Source organism: Amycolatopsis sp. A1MSW2902 (assembly GCF_017312175.1).
Lineage (GTDB): Bacteria > Actinomycetota > Actinomycetes > Mycobacteriales > Pseudonocardiaceae > Amycolatopsis > Amycolatopsis nivea.
In genome coordinates, this window is the sequence record NZ_QJPO01000001.1 from 2,954,213 (window position 1) to 2,971,229 (window position 17,017).

Genomic DNA, 17,017 nt, shown 5'->3' on the forward strand with positions numbered 1-17,017 from the left:
GTCGTGTGGTGCGCGGTGTGGTGCGCGGGTGAGGCGAGTCGCTGCGTGCTGGGCGGTGGTCGGGTGCTGTTCGCGGTGTGGTGAGCGATGCTGCGTCGTGCGGTGCGCGGTTTCGTGTGGTGCCGGGCGAGGCGAGTCGCTTTGCGGTGGCGGGTGGTCGGGTGCGGCTCGGCTGTTCCCGGGTGCGGCGGGCGGTGCTGCATTGCGTTGTGCGCGGCGGGTCGTGGTGCCGGGTTGGTGCGCGGGCGTGGCGAATCGCTGCGTGCTGTGCGGTGATCGGGTGCTGTTCGCGGTGTGGTGGGCGGTGCTTGGTCGTGCGGTGCGCGGTTTCGTGTGGTGCCGGGCGAGGCGAGTCGCTGTGCGCTGGCGGGCGGTCAGGTGCGGCTCGGCGGTCCCCGGTGCCGCAAGTGGTGCTGCGTCGTGCGGTGCGCGGTTTGCTGAGGCCGTCGGGCGGTGCTGGACGAGGCGAGCTGTCGTGCGCGGCTCGCTGTGCGACGGCAGTCAGCTGCGTTGCTGTTCCGTGCGCGGAATGTCGTCCTGCGTCGCGTGATGCGCGGGTCGGTGCCGGGCGAAGCGAATCGGCGAATGTTCCGGTCCTGCTCCACGATCCCGTGCGTGGCAACCGGTCCCGCCCATCGTCGGCCGGATGCGCGGCTCGAGGCGGCGATCCCTGGCAGCCGAGGCGAGTCGCCCAGTGTTCACCGCAGCGTCGTTGAAGGGGGTGGCTTCGAGGGCTAGCGTCGGCGCGACTTCATTGCTGCGGAGGTAAGCCATGTCCACTGGGCAACTCAACCGGCGCAACCTGTTCCGGGCCGGAGGCGTCGTCGCGGCGGGGGCGGCGATGAGCATGGTGCCGGGCGTCTCGTTCGCGGCGCCCGCGCCCGGCGCCGGGCAGCAGACGAAAACCGTCACCGGCACCTTTCGGCCGGACGTGCCCGACTGGTACTACCTCCCGGTCGACGTGCCGCGCGGCGTGAAGCAGATCGACGTCGTCTACTCCTATGACAAGCCGTCGGTGCCCGCGGGGACGCGCGGAAATGCTTGCGACATCGGGATGTTCGGGCCGGAGGGGCACGAACTGGGCACCCGCCGCGGCTTCCGCGGCTGGTCCGGCGGCTTCCGCGACCGGTTCTCGATCAGTGCTGCCGAAGCAACTCCCGGGTACCTCGCCGGGCCGATCACGCCTGGCCGCTGGCACGTGATTCTCGGTCCGTACACGGTCGCGCCGCAGGGGCTGAACTACCGCGTCGACATCACGCTGACCTTCGGCCGCGACACCGCGAAGCCGTTCCAGCCGAACCCGGCGCCGGAGACCGCGCCCGCGCGCGACCGCGGCCGTTCCTGGTATCGCGGCGACTCCCACCTGCACACCGTCCACTCCGACGGCAAGCGCACGCCCGAGCAACTGGTCGCGGATGCCCGCGCGGCCGGCCTGGACTTCATCGTGTCCACCGACCACAACACGTCCAGTTCGCAGCTGGTGTGGGGCAATTACGCCACCGACGACCTGCTGATCCTGAACGGCGAAGAGGTCACCACGCGGTCCGGGCACTGGCCCGCGATCGGCGTCCCGGCAGGCACGTGGATCGACTGGCGCTACCGCGCTTCCGACCCGCGCGACTTCCGCCGGTTCACCGACCAGGTCCACCGGGCGGGCGGTCTGGTCACGGCCGCGCACCCATTCGCGAATTGTTTCGGCTGCACCTACGAATTCGCGTACGAGATCGCCGACCTCGTCGAGGTCTGGAACGGCCCGTGGACCGCGGACGACGAAGCGAGCGTCACGCACTGGGACGGTCTGCTGCGCGGCGGCCGATGGATCCCGGCGATCGGCGATTCCGACGCGCACAACCCGGACCAGACCGTCGCGCTCCCGCACACGGTCGTCCAGGCGGACCGGCTGGGCCGGGCCGAACTGCTCGCCGGGCTCAAGGCAGGGCGTTCGTGGCTCGCCGAGTCGAAGGACGTGCAGCTCGACTTCTCCGTGTCCGGAGCGGGCCGCAGCGCAGGTATCGGCGGACGGCTCGTCGCGGGCATCGGCACGCCGATCGAGGTGCGCGCGGTCGTTCGGGGAGTTCCCGGCTCGACCGTGACGTTCCTCGACCAGCTCGGCCCGGAGCACAGCGAGACCGTCCCGGAATCCGGCACCGCGACCGTCACGTGGACGACGTACCCGCGCTACAGCCGCTGGGTCCGCGTCGAGGTGCGGCGTCCGTCGGGCGGTCCGAAGACGACCACGCCGAACGCCATGGTCGCCATGTCGAACCCGATCTTCCTGGGCGCCGCCGACGCCGGCTGACCCGACCCGAGCGTCCCGCGACCCGGACGCCCGGGCAGACTGTGCACTTAAAGTGGGCAGTGGGGAAGGGCGGGCACGGGTGCGCGGGTGTGGCGTGCGAGCGGCGATCTTGGCGGTCGTCGTGGCGCTCGCGGCGGTGGTCGTCGTGGTGGTCATGTTCTCGAGCAGTGACGAGGTGAAGACCCCTGGCTGCACGGTCGCGTTGCCGAAGGGGCCGAACGACGCTTCCGCGCCGCAGTACACGCTGCAACCGGAACCCATGAACAACGCCGCGATCATTGCCGCCGTCGGGATCAAGCAGGGGCTGCCCTCGCACGCGGTGACGGTCGCCCTCGCGACTGCCCTGCAAGAGTCGAAGCTCCGCAACCTGAGCGGCGGCGACCGGGATTCGATCGGCCTGTTCCAGCAGCGCCCGAGCCAAGGCTGGGGCACGCCCGACCAGCTCCAGGACCCGGTCTACTCGGCGACGGAGTTCTACAAGAAACTCGCGAAACTCGACAACTGGCAGACGATTCCGATCACCGAAGCGGCACAGGCGGTGCAGCGCTCCGGCGCTCCCGACGCGTACGCCCAGTGGGAAGACGAGGCCACCGCGCTGACCGGAGCGCTGACCGGCCAGTACCCCGCGGCGCTGACCTGCCGGAACCTCACGCTGAACCCGCCGGCGAACCTGGTGACCGTCGCGAACGCCGAACTCGGCACGGCGCGCTTGAGCGGCGCGCACCCGTCCGCGGAGGGCTGGCGGATCGCGAGCTGGCTCGTGGCCCGCGCGGCGAAGCTGGGCGTGGACCGGGTGAGCTTCGCCGGTCAGACGTGGACCGCGGAGGCCGGGGCGTGGGCTCCGGACGAGAAGGCGGGGCAGAATCTCTCGCTGCATCAGGCTCCGGCCGCGCCGCCCAGCTCAAGCTGATCGGGTGCGCTGACGGGCAAATTCGACGTGACCGTGGCGAGTTTGTCGCCGGGTCGTTCGGCTTCGAGCCTTAGCCGTCCGCGGTCGCGAGGACTCTGCGCCTCAGATCGAAAGCGGACAGCACGTGGACGCCTTCGTCGTGGAGGGAGCGCAGGGCAGCGTCGTCGCCAGGGTCGAGCGCCGCAGCCGCTTCCCACATCGCGCGCTCCGCGGCCCGCCACTGCGGACGATCCCGGACCACAACGTTCGCGAAGCCCGCGCCGACGAGTCCGGCTTCGGTGTCGACTGCCCGGATTCGTGCCGAGACGCGCTCGTCCGCGCGGTCGACAGCCTCCCAGGTCGTCAGCGCGACGCGTCCGCCCGGACGGAGCACCCGGCGTATCTCGTCAAACGTCTCGGCGGTCGCCCGGAACTGGATCGCGTCGACGCACACGACCGCGTCGACCGACTCCGCTGGTAAGGCCGTGTCGGCAAGGTCGCCCACCTGGAACTCCGCGTCCACGGAATCGAACTGCCGAGCCAAGGTCCGAGCCTGCTCGATCGCCGCCCGCGAGAAGTCGACACCGATCAACCGCGCCCCGGTCCGGGATGCGATCTCGAGGCCGTATCCGCCGCGCCCGCACGCCAGGTCCAGCAGCCGGTCGCCGGGCGCGAGCCGCAGCGCCTCGACGACTTCCGCGATGCCGTCCCAGGAGAGCAGACTGCTCGACAGCAGCCGCGGCGGCAGGCCCAGATGCCGCTGGGGGATCTCGTCGCGGGCGGGGCTGTCCAGCATGTTCGAGTACCACTCGTCGAAGTCCTCCGCCGACGGTCCCGATCCGGAACTCACCGCAGTCCTCCTGAGCCTGTTTTCCGTCGCTGTCCGGGTCAGCTGATCGCTGAGCGGTAAAGCTGGGCGATGTCGTCGTCGAAGTAGGCGCTGTAGGAGACGTCCGGGGTGGCGCCGCCGGTCTGGTAGCCGCCGATGGCACCGATGACGGTACCGGTTCCGGTGTTCGGGTCCTGGTTGATGACCCAGGGGCCGCCGCTGGTGCCGTCGGGGAAGCCGGGGCAGGCGACGCGTTGCTGGTAGGTGTCGGACTGGGTGGTGGTGCCCGTGCAGACGACCGGCTGTTCGGTGCCGTCCGGGTAGCCGGTGAGGGTGATCGTGTGCGAGAAGCCCTGGTTCGTGCCGAGCTGGTTGGCGCCGGTGAGGCTTTCGAGGCTCGCGGAACCGGGCTGGGCGACCTTGAGGAACGCGAAGTCGAGGTCCTGGTCGGACGAGGACTTCCACCCGTCGGCGACGACCGCGGCGGTGACCTGCCAGGTGCCGTACGGGGCGATGCCGTCGTGATAGCCGGGTTTGAAGGTGATGCCGGAGACGTCGCCGCCGATGCAGTGCGCGGCGGTGAGGAGCAGGTCGCCGGTGGGGCTGTGCACCACGCTGGCCGAGCAGAAGTGGTTGCCGCCGGAGAACAACGCGCCGACTGCCGCGCTGGCCGTCGCGGTGCTGCTGGGGGAACTGTTCGTCCCTGGGCTGGAGGCATCGGCGGTTGCGGGGGCGCTGCTGGACGAGGTGCTTGTCCCGGCACCGGGGGCATCGGCGGTTGCTGAGGTGTTGCTGGAAGAGGTGCTCGTCCCCGTACCGCGGGAATCGCCGCCGGTCGCGACGGCCGGGGTGCCCGCGCCGCTCGGCTGGACGGCCTGGCCGGTGACGTCAGCGGTGTCGACGACGGCGTTGGCGCCGCCGGTCGCGACGATCGCGGCCGCCGCGCAGACGATCAGCGCTGTGCGGGAAACGTTGACTCTCACGCTTCAAGATGACCATGCCGACGCCCGCCGGGCATCCTGTGCGGCCGGATGCACAGCAACCTCACAGCGCTCGCACATCCGCTCACAGCAGGGGGATTTCGGGCCGGGGAGGCCGGGATTTTCCACCCTCGCGGGGGTGGTGCGCGGGTGGTTGGCGAGCGTTGGGAGGTGCTCGTTCGACACCCGTGTCGGTGTCGGGTGCGGCATGAACGGCCTGCCTGGTGGTCTGGCGGTCATGCGGGCAGCGCCGCGGGATGTGGCCTGGTTGAGGTGGGGGGTTGCCCGGGTTCGTGGGGTGATCGGTGAGTTTGGTGGTCTGGCGGTCATGCGGGCAGCGCCGCGGGTTGCGGCCTGGTTGAGGTGGGGGGTTGCCCGGGTTCGTGGGGTGATCGGTGAGTTTGGTGGTCTGGCGGTCATGCGGGCAGCGCCGCGGGTTGCGGCCTGGTTGAGGTGGGGGGTTGCCCGGGTTCGTGGGGTGATCGGTGAGTTTGGTGGTCTGGCGGTCATGCGGGCAGCGCCGCGGGTTGCGGCCTGGCTGTGGTTGGGGATGCCCGGGTTCGTGGGGTGAGCGGCCAGTCTGGTGGGCTGGCAGGTCATACAGGCTGCACGCGGTGGTACCGGCGGGCGCGCTGCCGTCGGCCACGGGTGACCGGCCAGCCTGGGGGACTGGCCGGTCACCTGCTGGGCAGGCAGCCTGCGGGACGGCCGCATGGTCGAGCCCGTGAGGTCTCCGGTCACCCGCTCGATGTGCGTCGAGTCGGCGGCTGTTGCCGGTCCGGGCGTTGGCCACCGGCCGGACCGGCAACAGCGTGCCCACGACTTCGATCTGACGAAGTCGGGCGCCTACCTAGGCGACACCGCCTCCGAGCCGAAGCGGGTTACTCGGGTGCCGCGGATCGGCATGGTCACTCACCCGCCGGCGGAGTGTGGGTCACCAGCAGGGTCACGCCTGCTTCTCCGTCGCAGTCGACCATCACCGGGCCCACTCCGTTGCCGATCTTCGTCGTGAGTTTCGCTGTTGCCTTGAAGGCGTCCGGGTTCGCGTCGACGATCTTGAGGTCCTTGAGGATCTGGTGGCCTGGGTAGCCGCCGATCACCTTCTTCAGGCCTTTTCCTCCGCCGCAGTTGCCGGTGATCGTGACGTCTCCGCCGGGGGCGGCGGGGTTCGGGTCGACCTTCACGGTTGCCCGGGCGCCCTCCGGCGGCTGTTCGGCGGCGGGCGGCTGGGCGACAGCGGCGGCGGCAGGCGCGGCGGCAGCGGCGACGGGTGCCGCCGGATGATCGCTGGTGGCGGCCGCCGCGACGCCGATCGTGCCGCCTGCGATGACGGCCGCGGCCAGTGCGGTGCCTGCGACAAGGCGGCCGTGGCGCAGGATGGAAGACTTCGCTGACATTCGGGTTCCCTCCCTCGGTGTGTCCATTGAGGACACTGCGGTTCACCCCGGGCCATGGGGTTCGTCCGGGTAGTCGCCGCGACCCCCTCCGCAGGTTCTCTCCGGCGCGAAAAGTGACGGGGGTCACATCGGTGGGGAAAGGCTACGATAGCGGGAAATCCAACGCTGGCGGGGAGTTTTCGTGACAGTGGCCGGAGAAGCGCGCGAACGGCTGAGTCCGCGGGTCGCCAAGCAGGTGCGCGACCTGATCCTGACCGGCGCGGTCCGCGGCGGCGAGCGGTTGCGCACCGAGCATCTCGCGGAGCGGCTCGGCGTCAGCGCGACCCCGGTGCGCGAGGCGTTGATGGCGCTCGCGGGCGAGGGAATGGTGGATTTCCGTCCAGGGCGCGGATTCCGGGTGATCCCGGTGACGCGCCGGGACGTCGTCGACGTGTATGCGATGCAGGCCTACGTCTCCGGCGAGCTGGCCGCGCGGGCGGCGGAAGCGTTCGATCCGGCGGGGCTGGCACGGCTGGACGACCTCCAGCGCGAGATCGAGAAGACCGTGCGCGAAGGCGACCTCGACGCGACCGAGCGGGCCGATTTCGCGTTGCACCGCATGGTGAATCACGCGGCTGCCGCGCCGAAGTTCACGTGGATGCTGTCGTTGACCCTCCGGTACGTGCCGTTTTCGGCGTACGCGGACATTCCCGGCTGGCCGCTGCTCGCGCGCGACGACCACGATCGGGTGCTGGCCGCGTTGAACGAGCGCAAGCCGGAGGCGGCGCGGGAAGCGATGGCGGCGCACATCCGCGAGGCGGGGGACCTGCTGGTCGACTTCCTCGCGGCGCAGGGCGTGCTCGCGGCGCACTAGACAGCCGGAGCGTTTTCTATAGAATCCGGCCCGAGGGACGGAACCCAGGGCGAAGGAGACTCGGTGGCTGAGCGCGACGTGCTGTACATCGGCGGCGAATGGGTCCGTGCGGAAAGCGGAACCTCGATCCCGGTGGAAAACCCGGCCACCGAGCAGGTCCAGGCGCACATTCCGGAGGGCACGGCCGCGGACGTCGACCGGGCGGTCCGGGCGGCGCGCGAGGCGTTCCCGGCGTGGGCGGAGACCAGCCGGGCCGCCCGCCGCGAACTGCTGCGGAAGCTGCACGACGGCCTTGCCAAGCGGGCGGAAGAGATCGGCGAAACGATCGCGAAGGACGTCGGCACGCCGTTGCGGATCGCGACCCGGATCCAGGCCGCGCTGCCGCAGACTGACGTGCAGACGTACGTCGACCTGCTCGGCCAGGACGAGCCGGAGGAGAAGGTCGGCAATTCGCTGATCGTGCGCGAACCGGCGGGCGTGGTCGCGGCCATCACGCCGTGGAACTATCCGCTGCACCAGATCACCTGCAAGATCGCGCCCGCGCTGGCGGCGGGCTGCACGGTCGTGGTGAAGCCGAGCGAGGTCGCGCCGTTGAGCGCCTACCAGCTCTTCGACGCCATTCACGAGGCCGGTTTCCCGCCCGGCGTGGTCAATCTGGTCACCGGGTACGGGCCGCAGGTCGGCGAGGCGCTCGCGACGCATCCGGAGGTCGACGTCGTGTCGTTCACCGGTTCGGTGCGCGCCGGCACCCGGGTCGCCGAGCTCGCGGCGCGCACGGTCAAGCGCGTGACGCTGGAGCTGGGCGGCAAGTCCGCCAACGTGATCCTCGACGACGCGGACCTGGCGACGGCGGTGAAGGTCGGCGTCTCCAACGCGTTCCTCAACGGCGGCCAGACCTGCACGGCGTGGACGCGCATGCTCGTCCCGCGCGAGAAGCACGACGAAGCGGCGGCGCTCGCGAAGACGTTCGCCGAAGGGTTCACGACCGGCGATCCGCTGGACCCCAAGACAAAGCTCGGCCCGCTGGTGAGCGCGGCGCAGCGCGACCGCGTGCGCGGTTACATCGAAAAGGGCATTGCCGAGGGCGCGACTCTGGTGACGGGCGGCATCGAAGCTCCTGCGGACACAGGCTACTTCGTCGCACCGACAGTTTTCGCGGGCGTCGACCCGGATTCCACGATCGCGCAGGAAGAAATCTTCGGCCCGGTGCTGTCGATCATCCCGTTCGACGACGAGGAAGACGCGCTGCGGATCGCGAACAACTCCCGCTACGGCCTGCACGGCGCGGTGTGGTCGGCCGACCAGGACCGGGCGCTGGCCTTCGCGCGCAAGGTCCGGACCGGGCAGATCGACGTGAACGGCGGGGCCTTCAACCCGCTCGCCCCGTTCGGCGGCTACAAGCAGTCCGGGCTCGGCCGGGAAATGGGCCGCGCCGCGCTCGACGAGTTCACCGAACTCAAGTCCATCCAGCTCTAGCCCCGGCTTTCAAGGAGAAGACATCGTGGTCAAAGCCGTGGTCGTGCGCGAGCAGGGCGGGCGTCCGGAAGTCTGCGACATCGTGCTGCCGCCGGTAGGTCCGGAGGACGTGCGGGTGCGGGTCGCGGCCGCCGGCGTGTGCCATTCCGATCTGTCCATGGTGGACGGAACGCTGCGTCCGCAGTACCCGTTCGTGCCGGGACACGAGGCGTCCGGCGTCGTGGCGGAGGTCGGCAGCGACGTCACGCACGTGCGGCCGGGGGACCGGGTGGTGCTCAACTGGGCCGCCGCGTGCCGGGAATGCTGGTTCTGCCAGGCCGGGGAACCCTGGTTGTGCTCGGCGATCGAGGGCGTTACCACGCTGCCGCGCGGGGAGCTGGACGGCCAGCCGCTCAACGTTCTGCTCGGCGTCGGCGGGTTCGCGGAGGAAACCGTGCTGCCGGGGCACTCCGTCGTGCCGCTGCCGGACGGCGTGCCGCTCGACCTGGCCGCGCTGATGGGCTGCGCGGTGCTCACCGGGGTCGGCGCGGTGCGCAACACCGCGAAGGTCCGAAAAGGACAGAGCGTGCTCGTGCTCGGGCTCGGCGGGATCGGGCTGTGCGTGGTGCTCGGGGCGAAACTCGCGGGCGCCGGCCAGATCATCGCGGCCGACCTGTCGCCGGAGAAGGAAGCGCTCGCCCGCGCGGCCGGTGCGACGGATTTCCTGGTGAGCGACGACAAACTCGCCAAGCAGGTACGCGGGCTGACCGAGGGGCGCGGCGCGGACTACGCCTTCGAATGCGTCGGCGCGGCGGCCACGATCCGCGCCGCGTGGAGTTCGGTGCGCCGCGGCGGGCATTGCACGGTGGTCGGCGTCGGGCGGAAGGACCAGCAGGTCGTGCTGAACCCGCTGGAGATCTTCCACTTCGCCCGCACGCTCACCAGCACCGTCTACGGCGCGTCCGACCCGGATCGCGACATCCCGGTGCTCGCCGACGAGGTCCGTTCCGGTGCGCTGGACCTGGAAACCCTGGTGACGCACCGGATTTCGCTCGACGAGGTCGGCGACGCGTTCGACCGGATGCGGCGCGGGGAGGGCGCCCGCTCGCTGATCCGGATCGGGGACTGAGCCGTCAGCGAGGCGAGCCGGGCGAGACGATGTCCCAGGTGCCGAACAGGGTCAGCCCGGCGGACGCGGCGAGGGCGATCGACGCGTGGTTGTCGAGCTGACACCGGTACTGCGGCTCGTGCTCTCGCCCGAGCGCGTGCCGCGAGATCGCCCGTACGAGGCGTCGGGCGTGCCCCTTGCCTCGATGTGCCGGCAGCGTCACCACGCCTAAGTCGGCCAGCGGTGCGTCACGCCACGGATACATGCTCGCGACCGCCGCGAGCTGTCCGTCGGCGAACGCGCCGTAGACCGCCCAGTGGTCCAGTTCGACGGACGCGTCGTCCAGATCCTGTTCGGACGCGGCGGCCTCGAACGCGGCGAACGCTTCGGCGTCCGAGCCGGTGAGCGGCCGGACCGACGTGTCGTCCGGTTCGGCGAGCAGCTTTTCCCTTGCCTCGTCGGTGAAATAGAACAGGTTGTCGGCCCCGTGCAGCAGAATCCCCGCCGAGGCCAGCCGCTGCCGGAACTCCGGTTCGTCGCGCGGGCGCCCGAGGGTTTCGGCCATCGCCGGGGTGAGCCGGATCCGGGTCCGCCCGTCCGCGGTGACGAGGACGGTGAGCCGCTCCTCCTCGTCCAGCGCGGCGTCGACGGTCAGGCTGAATCCGCCGCCGTCCGGGACCGGAGGCAGCCAATGGCGGGTGACGGCGGCGGCGAACAAGAAATGCTCCTAGCTCAGTCGGCCACGTCCAGCGCGGCCTGGATGATGCTGTCGGTGTCGATGCCGTGGTGCCGGTACACGCTCTCCAGGTCGCCGGACTGCCCGAACCGCGTCACGCCCAGATGCGCCGCCCGCACGCGGTGGACGTTCGCCAGGAACGCCAGCGTGTGCGGGTGCCCGTCCAGCACCGTCACCATCGGCGCGGACCGTTCGGACGGCAGCGCCGACTCCAGGATCCACGTGTCGGCGGTGTCCTGGCCTGCCCGCGCTTGCACGGCGCGGAACAGCAGGCCGGGGCTCGTCACGCACACGACGTCGGCGTGCTTGCCCAGCGCGTCCAGCCGGTCGGCGGCTTCCAGCGCCTCGGTGACCATCGCGCCCATCGTCACCAGCGTGACGTCCGGGCGCGCCACCGCGGCGGTGCGGATCGGGTAGGCACCCGCGACGACCTGGCGGCGGCGACGCTCCCGCGCGGCCGGATCGGCCGGCACCGCGGCCAGGCTCTGGTCCACCGGACGGGTCGACAGGCGCAGGTAAGCGGAAGTCCCGTCGGGACGGCCGAGCCGCGAAAGCGAAGCCAGCAGGGTCCACTCGACGTCCAGCGCGAACGCGGGCTCGTACGTCACGCAACCCGGCTGCTCCAGCCCGACCGACGGCGTGGTCACCGACTGGTGCGCACCGCCTTCGGGCGCGAGCGTGACGCCGGACGGGGTACCGACCAAAATGGACTGTCCGCCGCCGTAGATGCCGAACGACCACGGTTCCAGCGCGCGCTCCACGAAGGGGTCGTAAAGCACCCCGATCGGCAGCAGCGGACGGCCCCAGCGCGACCACGTCGTGCCCAGTTCGCCGAGCGCGCTCACCAGGTTCACCTCGGCGATGCCCAGTTCCAGGTGCTGTCCGCTGGGCCGCTCGCGCCAGTGCAGGATCGTTTCCGGGTCGTCGGCGAACCAGTCGACGCGTTCCTGCGGCGACCACACGCCGACCTTGTTGACCCAGCCGCCGAGGTTGGTGCTGGACGAGACGTCCGGGCACAGCGTCACCACGAGTTCCGCGGCCTCGGGCGCTTCGCGGGTCAGGTCGAGCAGCGCGCGGCCGAGCGCGGCCTGCGTGGTGGTGCGGCCGGACGGCGTGCGGCCGATGTCGGACGGCAGGGCCGGAACAGCTTGCAGCTCAACGGGTTCCCGTTCGAGCCGGGCCGCCGTCGAGGCGCACAGCTGCGCGGCCGCGGAGCCCTCGGCGAACTTCTGCCACGGGTTGTCCGGCGAGATTCCGACGCGCTCGGCCAGCGAACCCAGCTGCTCGGCGGTCAGCAGCGACGAGTGGTTCTGCGGGTGTCCTTCGCTGGCGAGGCCGAATCCCTTGACCGTGTAAGCGAAAACGACGGTCGGCCGGTGGTCGTCGATGGCGTCGAACGTGTCCAGCAGCGCGGACAGGTCGTGGCCGCCGAGGTTGCGGATGGCGGCGTGCAGCGTGTCGTCGTCGAGAGTGTCCAGCAGCGGAGCCAGTTCCGGCGTCGTCAGGCGTTCGCGCAGCTGAGCCGGGGTGCAGCGGAGCAGGCGCTGGTACTCCGGGTTCGACATCTCGTCGATGCGCCGGCGCAGCGCCGAACCGCCCGGCCGCTCGAACAGGTCCTGCAGCAGCCGCCCGTACTTGACGGTCAGCACCTGCCAGCCGGCCGCCTCGAACATGCCCTGCAGCCGGGTCGCGCCGATGTTCGGGACCACGCGGTCGAGCGACTGCCGGTTCAGGTCGACGATCCACACGACCTCGCCCAGTTCGGCCACGTTCGGGTCGAGGACGGCTTCCCAGCACGCGCCCTCGTCCAGCTCCGCGTCGCCGACCAGCGAGTACTGCCGTCCGGTGCCCGCGCCGCCGCCGTGCGATTCGACGTAGCGCCGCGCCAGCGCGCCCCAGATCGGGGCGGTCGCGCCGATGCCGACCGAACCGGTGGAGTAGTCGACCTGGTCCGGGTCCTTCGAGCGCGACGGGTAGCTCTGCAGGCCGCCGAACTCGCGCAGCGTCGTCAGGTACTTCTCGTCGAGGTCGCCGAGGAGGTAGTTGATCGCGTGCAGCACGGGGGAGGCGTGCGGCTTGACCGAGACCCGGTCCTGCGCGCGCAGCCGGGCGAACCACAGCGCGGTCATGATCGACACCATCGAGGCGCTGGACGCCTGGTGCCCGCCGACCTTGAGCCCGGTCGGATTGGGCCGCACCCGGTTCGCGTGGTCGATGATCGCGGTCGACAGCCACAGCACCCGGTCCTGCACCTCGCGCAGGACGGTCACCGTGTCGTTGTCCGGAAGGCGTTCGGGGGCGGCGCTGCTCACGAAGGATCGGACCTTTCTTGGGCGGAAAGTTCAGGCCAGTCCAGCAGAGCTGGGTAGGGTGCACAACAAGCGCGTTCAACATTGCGCAGAACGCCCAAGTCGGCACCACACGGTGCGGAGAGGATTGCGCAGCATGCCCAGCACTCAGCGGCTCGACGCCACCGACGCCCGGATCCTGCTCGCGCTCGGCCGCACCCCGCGCGCCACCGCGGTCGCGCTCGCCGACGAACTGGGCCTGTCCCGCAACACCGTGCAGAGCAGGCTCGCCCGGCTCGAACAGGGCGACGCGCTGCGCTCGGCCGAACACCGGATCGACCCGGCCGCGCTCGGCTACCCGCTCACCGCGTTCGTGACCGTGCAGGCGCGGCAGCGGCTGCTGGACGAGGTCGGCCGCGCGCTCGCCGCGGTGCCCGAGGTGCTGCAGGTGCGCGGACTGACCGGCGCGCAGGACCTGCTGGTGCACGTGGTCGCGACCGACGCGGACGACCTGTACCGGATCGCCGGGGAAATCCTGGAGATCCCCGGCGTCGAGCGCACCAACAACGCGCTCGTCATGCGCGAGATGGTGCCTTACCGGCTCACTCCGCTGCTCGAGCGCGCTGCCCAGCGCTGAGGGTCACGTCTGGTCGTCGGCCGCACGTTCGCGGCGGCGCTGCAGCATGGTCCGGTGCGCCCAGACCAGCAGCGGCGCGGCGAGCAGTCCCCACAGGAACCAGCCGGTCTCCCCGCCCATCAGGCCGAAGACCAGCATCAGCAGGACGGTGACCTCGGCGAGCACGAGGATCTTCTGCCATCGCCGGGTCTGCACCGGCGGCACGCCTTGGCTCAGCGTCGCGGCGAACACGGGGTCGCTCGCGGCGAGTTCCTCTTCGATCTTCCGCAGGGCGCTGCGGTCGCGATGGGGCAGCATGATCCCCTCCTCGGGCAGGACGGGCCGGTGATCGCTCAAGTACCAGTGGAGTACCCGGCCGGGGGCGCCGTCAAGCCCGGGTTTTCGCGGGAATAATCGCCCGCGCCCGGGGCCGTTGCAAACTGAAACACGTTCTAATACCGTGCCGGGGGTGAGATACGGGATCGTGCTGTTCACCAGCGACCGGGGCATCTCCCCGGCGGCGGCCGCGCAGGCCGCGGAAGAGGCCGGGTTCGCGACCTTCTACGTGCCCGAGCACACCCACATCCCGATCCGGCGGGACGCCCCGCACCCCCGGACCGGCGACTCCTCGCTGCCGGACGACCGCTATCTGCGCACGCTCGACCCGTGGGTCGCGCTCGCCAGCGCGGTGCCGGTGACCTCGACGATCCGGCTGGCGACCGCGGTCGCGCTGCCGGTGGAGAGCGACCCGATCACGCTGGCCAAGACCGTCGCGACGCTGGACCACCTGTCCGGCGGACGGGTCACGCTCGGCGTCGGGTTCGGCTGGAACACCGACGAGCTCGCCGACCACGGCGTGCCCGGGAAGCGGCGGCGGACCGCGCTGCGCGAGTACCTGGAGGCGATGCGCGCGCTGTGGACCGAGGAAGAGGCGAGCTACGCGGGCGAGTTCGTCGAGTTCGGGCCGAGCTGGGCGTGGCCGAAACCGGTGCAGCCCAAGGTGCCGGTAGTCGTCGGCGCGGGCGGCACCGAGCGCACGTTCCGGTGGATCGCGCGCCACAGCGACGGCTGGCTGACCACGCCGGGCGAAGGCGACATCACCGGGAAAGTCGCGCAGTTGCGCGAAATCTGGCGCGAGGAAGGCCGCGAGGGCGAGCCGGAAGTGATCGCGCTCGGCCTGCGTCCCGATCCGGAGGGGCTCGCCAAGCTCGAGGAGGCCGGCGTGACCGAGGTCGTGTTCGGGCTGCCGGACCGTTCGCCGGGCGAGGTCGAAGCGTGGCTGGACCGGCTCGCCGGGAAGCTCGGGCAGCTGGCCGGAGCCTGACCGCGTCCATTTCGCACGGCGGTACCTCGTTAAGGCGAAAATCGCGCGCTGAAATCGCGAATAGCGCCTGAACGGGTGAACTGGGCGTTCGCGCGTCATTCCGGGGAACGCCTTCCCTCTTGTTTCGTGTGGCGGTGACCGGCCGGCACGCCCCCCGACCGGCCGGTCACCGCTTCGCCCGTCCGCGGCGGCGAGGCGAATGGCGCCGCGGGGCGCCGCCCGGGACACTGGTCCGGTGCGCATTCCCGTTCCCCGGACCGAAACGTGACCCCCGAACTGGCCGAACTGGCCGCCGCCCATGGAGTCGCCACCCACTACGAAAACTCCGACCAAGTCGAAGTACAGGTAGATCCCGACGTCGTGATCGCGGTATTGGCGCAGCTGGACGTCGATGCCCGTACTCCACAGGCAATTCAGCGAGAATTGGCCGCGGTGCAAGAAGCGAGCGCGGCGCGCGTGCTGCCGCCGACGGTGGTGGTGCGCGCCGGGCAAGAACGCGAACTCGGCCAAGCCGCGAGGATTGAGCTCGAAGACGGCACGACGCGTGACGTCGGCGCCACTCTTCCGGCTGACCTTCCGCTCGGCTGGCACCGGATCAAGACCGCGGAGCAACGGGTTTCGCTGGCCGTCGTCCCGGACCGGCTGCCCGCGGTGCCGCCCGCGTGGGGCTGGATGCTCCAGCTTTACGCGCTGCATTCCGAACGGTCGTGGGGGATGGGCGATTTCGGCGATCTCGCCGAGATGGCGTCCCGGTCGGCCGCCGAGCTGGGCGCGGGCGTTCTGCTCGTCAACCCGGTGCAGGCGATCAGTCCGGCGCATCCGGTCGAACGGTCGCCGTATTCGCCGTCCAGCCGCCGGTTCGCGAACCCGCTGTACCTGCGGGTGACCGACACCGAAGCGTTCGCCCGCGCCGACGAGGACACCCGGCGCCGGGTGCTGGCGCTCGCGCCCGATCCGATCGGCGAGCTGATCGACTACGACGCCGTGTGGACCGCGAAACGGGCCGCGCTGGAACTCTTGCGCCCGCACCATCCGCACCCGGTCGACCTGGACGACGACCTTCGCGATTTCGCCGCGTTCGGCGCGCTCGCCGAGGTGCACGGCAGCGATTGGCGCGAGTGGCCCGAGCCGTTGCGCGATCCCGGCAGCGCCGAGGTAGCCGCGGCGCGCGAGGAGCTGGCCGAGCGGATCGAGTTCCACGGCTGGCTTCAGCAGCTCTGCCACGAGCAGCTGGACATTGTCCGCCGCGCCGCGCGCGAGGCGGGCATGCCGGTCGGCGTCGTGCACGATCTGCCGGTCGGCGTGCATCCGGGCGGCGCGGACACCTGGGCGCTGCGGGACGTCTTCGCCGCCCAGGTGCGGGTCGGCGCACCGCCGGACGCGTTCAACCAGCAGGGCCAGGACTGGAATCTGCCGCCGTGGCGGCCGGACCGGCTCGCCGAAGCCGGGTACGCGCCGTTCCGCGACGTCGTGCGCGGCGTGTTGCAGCACGCCGACGGGATCCGGGTGGACCACGTCGCCGGGATGTGGCGGCTGTGGTGGATTCCGCCGGGCGAACCGGCTGGTCGCGGCACGTACGTGCACTACGACGCCGAAGCGATGCTCGGCGTCCTCGCCCTGGAGGCGCACCGCGCGGGCGCGGTCGTGGTGGGGGAGGACCTCGGCACCGTCGAGGACACCGTCACCGAAACCATGCACGAACGCGGCCTGCTCAGCTCCGCGGTGCTGTGGTTCCAGCGCGACTGGGACGCGCCCGGCAAGCCGTTCGTCCGCCCGGACCGCTGGGACCCGGACGCGATGGCCAGCATTTCGACGCACGACCTGCCGACCGTGTCCGGCTGGCTCGACGCCGAGCACGTCCGGGTCCGCGCCGAACTCGGCCAGCTCGACCGCCCGGCGGAGCAGGAGTACGCCGAGGCGGCGGCCGAACGCCGGGCGTTGCTCGAACTGGTTGCGAGCGAAGGAATTCCGGACGACGACTTGGTGGTCGCCCTGCACACGCTGCTCGCCTCGGCGGCGTCGCGGCTGGTGCTCACCGCGCCCGCGGACGTCGCGGGCGAACGGCGCCAGCCGAATCTGCCGGGCACCGTGGATGAGTACCCTAACTGGCGCATCCCGCTTCCCGTCACCGTGGACGGGTTCTTCGCCGATCCGCGGGTGCGGGCGGCGGTCGCTCCGCTGGCCGCGGCCCGCCCGCTGCGCTGAACCCCCGAAAAGCCTGTCCGGACAACGTAAACCGATGC

The 17,017-nt window shown here is 71.1% G+C and carries 14 protein-coding genes; 8 read left to right on the forward strand and 6 right to left on the reverse strand.

Annotated features, from left to right (window positions below):
* Positions 1–772 precede the first annotated feature (772 nt).
* Positions 773–2,299 (forward strand): CehA/McbA family metallohydrolase, encoded by a 1,527-nt coding sequence (locus DMP23_RS13470; RefSeq protein WP_337821226.1) that lies wholly within the window; start codon positions 773–775, stop codon positions 2,297–2,299.
* Between the two features lie 94 nt (positions 2,300–2,393).
* Complete coding sequence (locus DMP23_RS13475; RefSeq protein WP_037815525.1) at positions 2,394–3,209, forward strand: hypothetical protein; 816 nt, start codon at positions 2,394–2,396, stop codon at positions 3,207–3,209.
* Positions 3,210–3,279: 70 nt separating this feature from the next.
* On the opposite strand, the gene DMP23_RS13480 is transcribed toward DMP23_RS13475, so the two are convergent.
* The 3 genes from DMP23_RS13480 to DMP23_RS13490 all read right to left on the reverse strand — a co-directional run bounded on the left by DMP23_RS13480 (position 3,280) and on the right by DMP23_RS13490 (position 6,394).
* Positions 3,280–4,038: a class I SAM-dependent methyltransferase gene (locus DMP23_RS13480; protein ID WP_051729105.1), complete on the reverse strand. Its 759-nt coding sequence runs from the start codon at positions 4,036–4,038 to the stop codon at positions 3,280–3,282.
* A 38-nt stretch (positions 4,039–4,076) separates the two neighbouring features.
* Positions 4,077–5,000 (reverse strand): trypsin-like serine peptidase, encoded by a 924-nt coding sequence (locus DMP23_RS13485; RefSeq protein ID WP_205670237.1) that lies wholly within the window; start codon positions 4,998–5,000, stop codon positions 4,077–4,079.
* Positions 5,001–5,905: 905 nt separating this feature from the next.
* Entirely contained in the window at positions 5,906–6,394 is a 489-nt protein-coding gene (locus DMP23_RS13490; RefSeq protein WP_337821227.1) for a hypothetical protein, read from the reverse strand.
* Positions 6,395–6,575: 181 nt separating this feature from the next.
* Here DMP23_RS13490 and DMP23_RS13495 point away from each other — a divergent pair, with 181 nt between their 5' ends.
* The 3 genes from DMP23_RS13495 (at position 6,576) to DMP23_RS13505 (ending at position 9,831) form a co-directional block, all read left to right on the forward strand.
* Entirely contained in the window at positions 6,576–7,247 is a 672-nt protein-coding gene (locus tag DMP23_RS13495) for a GntR family transcriptional regulator (RefSeq protein WP_009079497.1), read from the forward strand.
* A 63-nt stretch (positions 7,248–7,310) separates the two neighbouring features.
* Complete coding sequence (locus DMP23_RS13500) at positions 7,311–8,723, forward strand: aldehyde dehydrogenase family protein (protein WP_337821228.1); 1,413 nt, start codon at positions 7,311–7,313, stop codon at positions 8,721–8,723.
* 25 nt (positions 8,724–8,748) lie between these two features.
* Positions 8,749–9,831: an alcohol dehydrogenase catalytic domain-containing protein gene (locus DMP23_RS13505; protein WP_337821229.1), complete on the forward strand. Its 1,083-nt coding sequence runs from the start codon at positions 8,749–8,751 to the stop codon at positions 9,829–9,831.
* 4 nt (positions 9,832–9,835) lie between these two features.
* Here DMP23_RS13505 and DMP23_RS13510 read toward each other — a convergent pair whose 3' ends face one another.
* Both DMP23_RS13510 and DMP23_RS13515 read right to left on the reverse strand, forming a co-directional pair.
* A complete protein-coding gene (locus DMP23_RS13510) occupies positions 9,836–10,528 on the reverse strand; it encodes a GNAT family N-acetyltransferase (RefSeq protein WP_337821230.1) in 693 nt (230 codons plus the stop codon).
* Between the two features lie 14 nt (positions 10,529–10,542).
* Entirely contained in the window at positions 10,543–12,858 is a 2,316-nt protein-coding gene (locus DMP23_RS13515) for a transketolase-like TK C-terminal-containing protein (RefSeq protein ID WP_134731306.1), read from the reverse strand.
* Between the two features lie 133 nt (positions 12,859–12,991).
* Between DMP23_RS13515 and DMP23_RS13520 the strand changes: the two genes are divergently transcribed.
* Positions 12,992–13,471, forward strand: coding sequence for an Lrp/AsnC family transcriptional regulator (locus tag DMP23_RS13520; RefSeq protein WP_037815539.1), 480 nt, complete (start codon positions 12,992–12,994; stop codon positions 13,469–13,471).
* A 3-nt stretch (positions 13,472–13,474) separates the two neighbouring features.
* On the opposite strand, the gene DMP23_RS13525 is transcribed toward DMP23_RS13520, so the two are convergent.
* Positions 13,475–13,768 carry a DUF3040 domain-containing protein gene (locus DMP23_RS13525; protein WP_337821231.1) on the reverse strand — a complete coding sequence of 98 codons (294 nt, stop codon included), beginning with the start codon at positions 13,766–13,768 and terminating at the stop codon, positions 13,475–13,477.
* Positions 13,769–13,919: 151 nt separating this feature from the next.
* On the opposite strand from DMP23_RS13525, the gene DMP23_RS13530 reads away from it, so the two are divergent.
* Together DMP23_RS13530 and malQ are read left to right on the forward strand one after the other, a co-directional pair.
* Positions 13,920–14,774, forward strand: coding sequence for a TIGR03619 family F420-dependent LLM class oxidoreductase (locus DMP23_RS13530; RefSeq protein WP_337821232.1), 855 nt, complete (start codon positions 13,920–13,922; stop codon positions 14,772–14,774).
* A gap of 264 nt (positions 14,775–15,038) precedes the next feature.
* Complete coding sequence (malQ, locus tag DMP23_RS13535) at positions 15,039–16,979, forward strand: 4-alpha-glucanotransferase (RefSeq protein WP_337821233.1); 1,941 nt, start codon at positions 15,039–15,041, stop codon at positions 16,977–16,979.
* Positions 16,980–17,017 lie beyond the last annotated feature (38 nt).